At 39.5% G+C, this 7598-nt stretch carries 5 protein-coding genes and 1 pseudogene; 3 read left to right on the top strand and 3 right to left on the bottom strand.

All coding sequences use genetic code 11. The features are described 5' to 3' along the window. The first annotated feature begins 493 nt into the window (after positions 1-493). Positions 494-1108, top strand: coding sequence for a trimeric intracellular cation channel family protein (locus CXF89_RS20715; RefSeq protein ID WP_007587018.1), 615 nt, complete (start codon positions 494-496; stop codon positions 1106-1108). A gap of 34 nt (positions 1109-1142) precedes the next feature. Beyond that, positions 1143-2654 (top strand): YifB family Mg chelatase-like AAA ATPase, encoded by a 1512-nt coding sequence (locus CXF89_RS20710; protein ID WP_024590552.1) that lies wholly within the window; start codon positions 1143-1145, stop codon positions 2652-2654. Here CXF89_RS20710 and CXF89_RS20705 read toward each other — a convergent pair. Both CXF89_RS20705 and CXF89_RS20700 read right to left on the bottom strand, forming a co-directional pair. Further along, positions 2651-3355, bottom strand: coding sequence for a response regulator transcription factor (locus tag CXF89_RS20705; RefSeq protein WP_002957913.1), 705 nt, complete (start codon positions 3353-3355; stop codon positions 2651-2653). The genes CXF89_RS20710 and CXF89_RS20705 overlap by 4 nt on opposite strands. 216 nt (positions 3356-3571) lie before the next feature. Continuing rightward, a pseudogene (locus CXF89_RS20700) lies at positions 3572-6066 on the bottom strand (alpha/beta hydrolase family protein). 84 nt (positions 6067-6150) lie between these two features. Here CXF89_RS20700 and CXF89_RS20695 point away from each other — a divergent pair. Continuing rightward, positions 6151-7227: a hemolysin family protein gene (locus CXF89_RS20695; RefSeq protein WP_101217615.1), complete on the top strand. Its 1077-nt coding sequence runs from the start codon at positions 6151-6153 to the stop codon at positions 7225-7227. Between the two features lie 32 nt (positions 7228-7259). Here CXF89_RS20695 and CXF89_RS20690 read toward each other — a convergent pair. After that, a partial coding sequence (locus tag CXF89_RS20690) for an EAL domain-containing protein (protein WP_145990861.1) occupies positions 7260-7598 on the bottom strand: 339 nt, incomplete at its 5' end.

Here is a 7598-nt window from a genome sequence, read left to right as displayed (position 1 = left end):
TCAATGAATTCCTATAATTATAAAATTCACCGTTACTGCGCAAAATACTTTGCACAAGTAAGTGAAGGTCGTCGGTTCGCTTTTTACAAACTCAAGCTCCCGCAACCACTGAAATTAAATACCTAAAAAGTTAAAACAAAATCGCACTCTTTATCGAGTGATTTTTTGCGTCTGCAGTTTAATGAATTCCTATAATTATAAAACTCACCGTTACTACGCAAAATACTCTGCATAAGTAAGCGAAGGTCGTCGGTTCGCTTTTTACAAACCCAAGCTCCCGCAACCACTGAAATTAAATATCTAAAAATTTAAAACAAAATCGCACTCTTTATCGAGTGATTTTTGTGTCAGCAGTTTGATAAAATACCTTATATTCTGCTTTATTTAATGACTTTACTCTAATATCTGTGACGTTTAACAAATAACTTATTTTTTAAAAAAGAGTATTTTATGTTAAAACGGTTAAAAGATTTTAAGTAACAATACACATCACATGACAGAACTTTATCACTGGTTTGATTTAATAGGCATTGCGGTGTTTGCTGTGTCGGGCACTTTGCTAGCGTACGAAAAAAAAATGGATGGCTTTGGAGTCGTAGTTTTAGCGACGGTAACTGCTATTGGTGGTGGTACAGTGCGAGATCTAATTTTAGATGTTCCAGTGTTTTGGTTACACGATCAAAGTTACTTTTTTGCCATACTAGCTTCAGTATTTGTTACAACACGCCTTATAAATAAACAAAAGCCGATACCTCATTATATTTTACAAACAGCGGATGCGTTTGGTTTAGCTTTTTTTGCAGTAATGGGGGCGCAAAAAGCGCAGCTTGTTGGTATGCCCGATATGACAGCGGTAATTATGGCTGTAATTACAGGCTGCTTTGGTGGATTAATTCGAGATGTGCTTGCACGCGAGATCCCTATGCTATTAAAAGGTGAGCTTTACGCTATTACCTGTATAGCGGGTGGCACTGTTTATACGCTTGGCATTAGTTTTTCGTTAGTAACCGAAATGGCGATGGTATTAGGTATGTTAATGACCTTATTACTTCGTTTAGCTGCTATAAAATGGCAAATCACATTACACGTTTTTAAATATCCTGACTAAACTGGTGTAATCACACCATTTACTAGGATAAGGAATGTCGTTAGCTCGTATATTTTCTCGTGCTCAAGTGGGTATAAATGCCCCTGAAGTTATTGTAGAAGTTCACCTAGGAAATGGTTTACCCGCTTTTCATATAGTAGGCCTGCCCGAAGCGTCCGTTAAAGAATCAAAAGATAGAGTACGTAGCGCACTCGAAAACTCACAATTTGGTTTTCCCGATCAACGAATAACTGTAAATTTAGCCCCTGCCGATTTGCCAAAAGATGGCGGACGGTTTGATCTTGCTATTGCGGTGGGTATTTTAGTCGCCTCTGGGCAAATAGTGTGTCCTGATATTCACAAGTACGAGTTTTATGGTGAGCTTGCTCTTAATGGTGAGGTGCGTGGTGTAAACGCTATTTTACCTTCGGTACTTGCTGCAAAAGAGCAAGATCGTTGCTGCTTTTTACCTCTTGCAAACGACAGCCTAGCAAGCCTAGTTAATGGCGTTAAACGCAAAGCCGTAAGCTCTATTCAAGAAGTGTGGGGGGATTTACTTAATCAACAACCCTTACCATTAAATATAGAATATCCCGACTGCACACAAGCCCCTGACTTTTTACTTGATTTAAGCGATGTGAAAGGTCAGCCCGGTGCAAAGCGAGTACTCGAAATTGCTGCAGCTGGCGGGCATAATTTATTATTTTTAGGCCCTCCAGGTACTGGTAAATCGATGCTGGCCCAGCGAATGGCAACTATAATGCCTACTATGTCGGACGATGAAGCTATTTCGACAGCTGCGCTTTACTCTATTATTGGGCAATCCATAGATTTAACTAATTGGCGACAGCGGCCATTTCGTAATCCACATCATACTTGTTCAGCTGTTGCCTTGGTGGGGGGCTCTTCGAATCCCAAACCTGGTGAAATTTCTCTGGCACATAACGGTGTGCTCTTCTTAGATGAGTTACCGGAATTCGAGCGTAAGGTACTTGATTCACTGCGTGAGCCAATGGAAACCGGTACAGTTACTATTTCACGTGCAGCTAGGCAAATGGAGTTTCCGGCGCAGTTTCAGCTTATTACAGCATTAAATCCAAGCCCAACAGGGAGCCATACTGATAAGCGGGCAACTCCCGATCAAGTTATGCGTTATTTATCGCGAGTATCAGGACCTTTTATTGACCGTATTGATTTGCAAATAGAACTGCCTCGTCTAACGAGCGTTGAACTACAAAGTACTCAGCCAGAGGAAAGTAGTGCTGAGGTTAGAGCAAGAGTTGAAGCGGCTTATTACCTACAGCTAAAACGCCAAGGTAAGGTTAATGCGAGGCTTAATAATAAAGAAATGAGTGTGCACTGTGTACTAGCGCCAGCAGAGTTGCAGTTTTTAGCCAGAGCAAGCGAGAAGTTGTCTTTATCGCCACGCTCTTATCATAGAGTGATTAAAGTGGCGCGTACTATTAGTGATTTAAAAGGCGCTGAAAACATTAGTTTAAATGAGCTTAAAGAGGCACTTAATTACCGCGCATTTGAGCGCCTTATTGCGCAATTAACTAAATATTAAATAGAGAGCATATAGCCTTTACCGCGTACGGTAACAATGCGTTTTTGATCTTTTTCGTCATTTAATTTTTTACGTAAACGACCAATCAGCACATCAACAGTACGATCGTTTGGACTCCAATCGGGCTGGCCTATTTCTTCTGATATTTTTTCACGGGATGTGGCTTTACCCGCATTACTAATTAAGCAAATAAGCACTTTATGTTCGGCTTCAGTTAAGCGTGATTCAACGCCTGCAGCAGTAATTAATGTGCGGTTATCGGGGTGAAGCTTAAAGTCAGCATATTCTATAAACTCTTCGCTTTCGTCGTCTTCTAGGTTAACGGCAACACGCTTATAGAGCGCGCGCATGCGAAGTTCTAACTCAAGTAAATCGACAGGCTTACAAATATAGTCGTCAGCACCTTGTGCAAGGCCTGCAATACGATCGGCTTGGGAGTCACGACTCGATAATACAATAACGCCAATATCGGTAAGTGTGTTTAATTCTTTTGCGAGCTGAAGCCCATCGCGCTTTGGCAAAACAATGTCAATTATGGCTAATGATATAGCACCGCGCAGGTTTACCCGCTGCCTTACAATGTTAAGTGCATCAGCGCCAGTTGGGTCTACCTCTATTGTAAATTCGGTATCTGCAAAGTGATTTTGGATGCGTTTAACGAGTAGTTCATCGTCTTCAACCAATAAAACATTAATAGCCATAGTACTTTATTTTGAATGCTTATAGCTCTGTATGGTAGCACCATTAGGTAAATGCTGAGAAGGGGGTTTATTAGTTTTAAGTAACTTAATATTTCAAAGGTGTATAAGACGTTATTAGAGGATGAGGTTAGCACCTTTAAACTAATTAAAAGGTGCTAAATAATTAATACTACTATTAATAAATCTGTATTAAGTCGTTATTTTAAAGGTTTAGACTCAGTCATTTTTATACATTGAGTCCCACCATTGAGGTTCCTCTTTTAGCTTTTTATCAAAGTATGCAAGCATGGTGTTCCACCAATCAAATCGTTTATCGCGTGCAAAAATTTGGTGGTCGGCGCCTTTGTATTCTATTAACTCCACGTCCTTATTAAGTAATTTAAGCGCAGTGTACATGGTTAAACTTTCGCCTACAGGTACATTGGTATCGCTATCACCATGAAGAAGTAACATAGGAGTTGTTACTTTGTCGGCATGAAATACAGGGCTGTGCTGGCTGTAAAGCTCAGGGTTATTCCACGGAAAGCTATTTTTTGATGCTTCGCCTGAATATAAATAGCCCCACCAACCTTCACCCCAATACGAGGTAATATTAGAAATACCCGCATGAGCTATTGAAGCACTAAATATATCGGTTTTAGTTGCCAATAACATGGTCATGAAGCCACCGTATGATGCCCCTAAATTCCCTACCTTTTCACTATCAACATAGTTGTATTTTTTTAAAAAGGCTTGCGTGCCTTCGATGATATCGTCTGCGGTGAAGTCGCCCCAGGCATTAACATGCTGCGCTGAAAACTTTTGTCCAAACCCTGTTGCGCCAGTAGGTTGTACTACATAAACAACGTAGCCATTTTCTGCCCATAAGTTAAACGGGTAACGACCTGTAAAACCACGCGTAACTGGTGAAGTGCCGCCGTAGTAATACACGAGCGCCGGGTGCTTTTTAGTTTTATCTAAATTGCTAGGAATATAAACGCGGCCAGTTATTTCAACCCCATGTTTATTTTTAAAATTAAACTCCTCTAATGTAGGGAGTCGTGTATTTGCATAGCTACTTGGTTTTGAATCCCATATTAAATCTGTTTTATTTTTACTTACGTTAAGGCGCTTTAGCTGTTGTGGCGCTAAAGCGTTAGTGCCACTTAATAAAATTTCGGTATTACGGTCGTGTGAGTAGCTAAATTGTTCAACAATATCCAATCCTGTATTTAACTTTTTAAGCGTTGTTTACTTAAATCAAATAGGTAAAGTTGTTGAGTGTCTTGCTCTGTTACTTTTATGAGCGCATCGCCGTTTTCTAAAACTTGCAGTTGGCCAATAGCAGAATCGAATTGTTTACTAAGTGCTTTTACGTTTTTACCACCTTCAGTAAGTAGGTAAAGTTGCCCGTCGTAGTTATTAGCAAGCATTGCTTTTGGTAGAACTCTGCCTGCGCCATTTTTAAAGTCAGGGCCTGCAATTACATAAATATCTTTATTTGCGTATTTGGCTAAATTAAATGTTTTGAATTTACCAAGCGATGAAAGCTTGTTTGATTTTAAATCGAGTTCGACTAACTCTGTTTCAGGGTGGGTTGATGCTTGCATTGCCATTACTGGGCGGCTCATTAATATTTTGCCACGGTTACTATTTGAATCTTCAAGGCTGTAAGAAAGAGGACCTTGGCTAAGTGCTTTTGTTAAACCACTTTTAGTATCAAGCATGTAAATTTGGCTGGTGGTACGTGCATACGACCAACGATCTTGTAGACCTTTATAGTGCTTGGTTAAGCTGTTAGTGCTCTCAGGTGATTTAGACCAGCTAAACAAAAGACTGGTGTCGTTATAAAAGGTAAAGCCATTGGCTCCTTCTAAATCGTTTGCTAATGTTTTTATTGAGAAGTTTTTACGGCTAAGTTGTTTAAGTTCACCATTTAACAAATACACTAAATATTGGTTATCTGGACTCCAAATAATGTTACTTGGTTGGCCTGCTTCGAAGCGATAAAGCGTTTGATTATCTGAATCTTTAAGTACAGTAACTGTATTTGCTTGGTTTTGTGTTTTATCGCTATAAGTGCGAGTAGTAGTAACGTACTGCTTAGCATTAGGTGCGAGTGATAATTGGCTGATTGTAGGGGCATCAAACAATTGTTTTGCAGATAAGCGTTTTGTTTGTGAGGCGCTAAGCGTAATTTTATCAACATCGCTTTTAGGTGCAAAATCAAGCATTACGTCGTGCCAATTAGCTACTTGTTGGACTACTATTAAAATAGAGTGAGTACTGTTATTTAAAGCTAACTTATAGCTATTTTTATCGCCTGTTTGTAGTTCGCCATTAATAAATAACTGACCTTGCTCAATCCCTTTTAAGGTAAGCGTACCTTGTGTAAAGCGGGTTGTTTCAATATTAAATTTTAGTGCCTGTAACCCACCTAAAGTGAGCGCATTGATTTTATTAAACGGCTGCCAGTTTTGTTTTTTCCCAAATACAGAAAAACTATCTGAGTCTGCTTGTAGCTGCGGCAATAGGTTATTAATAATGGCATTGCCATGAGGTGTTTGAAAAGGCTTTAACTGCATGTCTTCGGCAAGTGGGCCAATAAACTGAATTTTTGATTTATCCAATGGTGCAGCTATTGCAGCAAAGCTTAAGCTGCTAAGCGTCAAAAGAGTCGCTGCGTACCTAAATAGCTTATTTTGATGACACCATGGTGCGCTAAATTTCATTATTATGCCTATTATTATTGGAAGTTTGGCCAAATATAGCATGTATTGATACCATGCTCACATATCCAATATAGAGGAGAGAAAGTGACTTTACTGATAGTTTATATGGTAGTGGCGATTGTTATTTCGTTTTTATGTTCTGTGATGGAGGCTGTGTTATTAAGTATTTCGCCCAGCTATGTTGCATCACTTAGGAAAGAGCACCCTGAGCTTGCTAAACAGCTCGAAAAACTTAAAAACAATATAGATCAGCCTTTAGCTGCTATTTTAACTTTAAATACGGTTGCCCATACTGCGGGTGCTGCTGGGGTAGGCGCACAGGCAGCTGTCGTGTTTTCCGATGCGGCTGTAGGTATTGCATCAGCCATTATGACATTCCTCGTATTAATCCTTTCTGAAATTATTCCTAAAACCCTGGGGGCTAATTACTGGCGAGCTCTAACGCCAAGTGTTACTTACGCTTTGAGGTTTTTAGTTATATCGCTAAAGCCTTTTGTATGGTTTGCACAAAAGCTAACAAATTTAATGGGTCCAAAGCACGATGAGGCTTACTATATTCGTCAAGAGATAGAGGCAATGGCTGATATAGGTACGGAGTCGGGTGCATTACATCAGGATGAGTCCGAAATAATTCGTAATTTATTGCATTTTAGACATGCAAAATTATGCGACTTAATGACGCCTCGAACTGTAATTTTTAAAATCCACAAAGACTTAACAGTAAATCAGTATTTAAACGATCACGGCTCGTCGTCATTTTCTCGTATATTGGTATTTGATAAAGACAGCGACGATATTGTTGGGTTTGTGCATAAAAACGATATTATGCTGGCATTTCACCGTTTAGGTACCGATTACAAAATTAGCAAATTGATTAAGCCTATTTATACGGTGCCGAGTTCTCAAAATGTATCGTCGTTACTGCAAACTCTTTTAACAAAGCGCACGCATATATGCCTAGTTGTAGATGAGTACGGTGACGTGCAAGGTATTGTAACGCTAGAGGATATGATTGAAGCTTTAATGGGGCTAGAGATTGTAGATGAGCGTGACCAATCTACTAATATGCGCGCAGTAGCAAGGCAGCGTTGGCACAAACGTTTAGCAAGCAGTGCGCATATAGTCAGTGAAGAAGATAAACACACTCGGGGTGATAATTAGTTAACCAGCCCCGATTAAATATTAATACCGCTTTAAGCGGGGTTGCCATCAGTTTTCAGCCAATCTTTAGCCCAAGATATAAATTCATCTTGTGGTTTAGGGCGGCTAAATAAAAAACCTTGTATGGCTAGTTTTCTTCTATAATGCCTTAAATAAACAAGCTCTTCTGGGCGTTCAACGCCTTCTGCTACTAAGTCTAAATTATCTTTACTCGTAATATTAAATAACGAACTTACGACCACTTGAGAAAATAAATCTGTTTCTATATGGCTAATAAGTGAGCGGTCTATCTTAATTTCAGTAAAAGGAAGATTTCGAAGCTGATTCATATTAGTAAAACCAACACCAAAGTCGTCTAGCGATATACCAAA

It is taken from the genome of Pseudoalteromonas sp. MelDa3 (assembly GCF_002863625.1).
Classification (GTDB): Bacteria; Pseudomonadota; Gammaproteobacteria; order Enterobacterales; family Alteromonadaceae; genus Pseudoalteromonas; species Pseudoalteromonas arctica.
The sequence above is the reverse complement of the archived record's forward strand: the minus strand, read 5'-3'. Positions and strand labels throughout refer to the sequence as shown.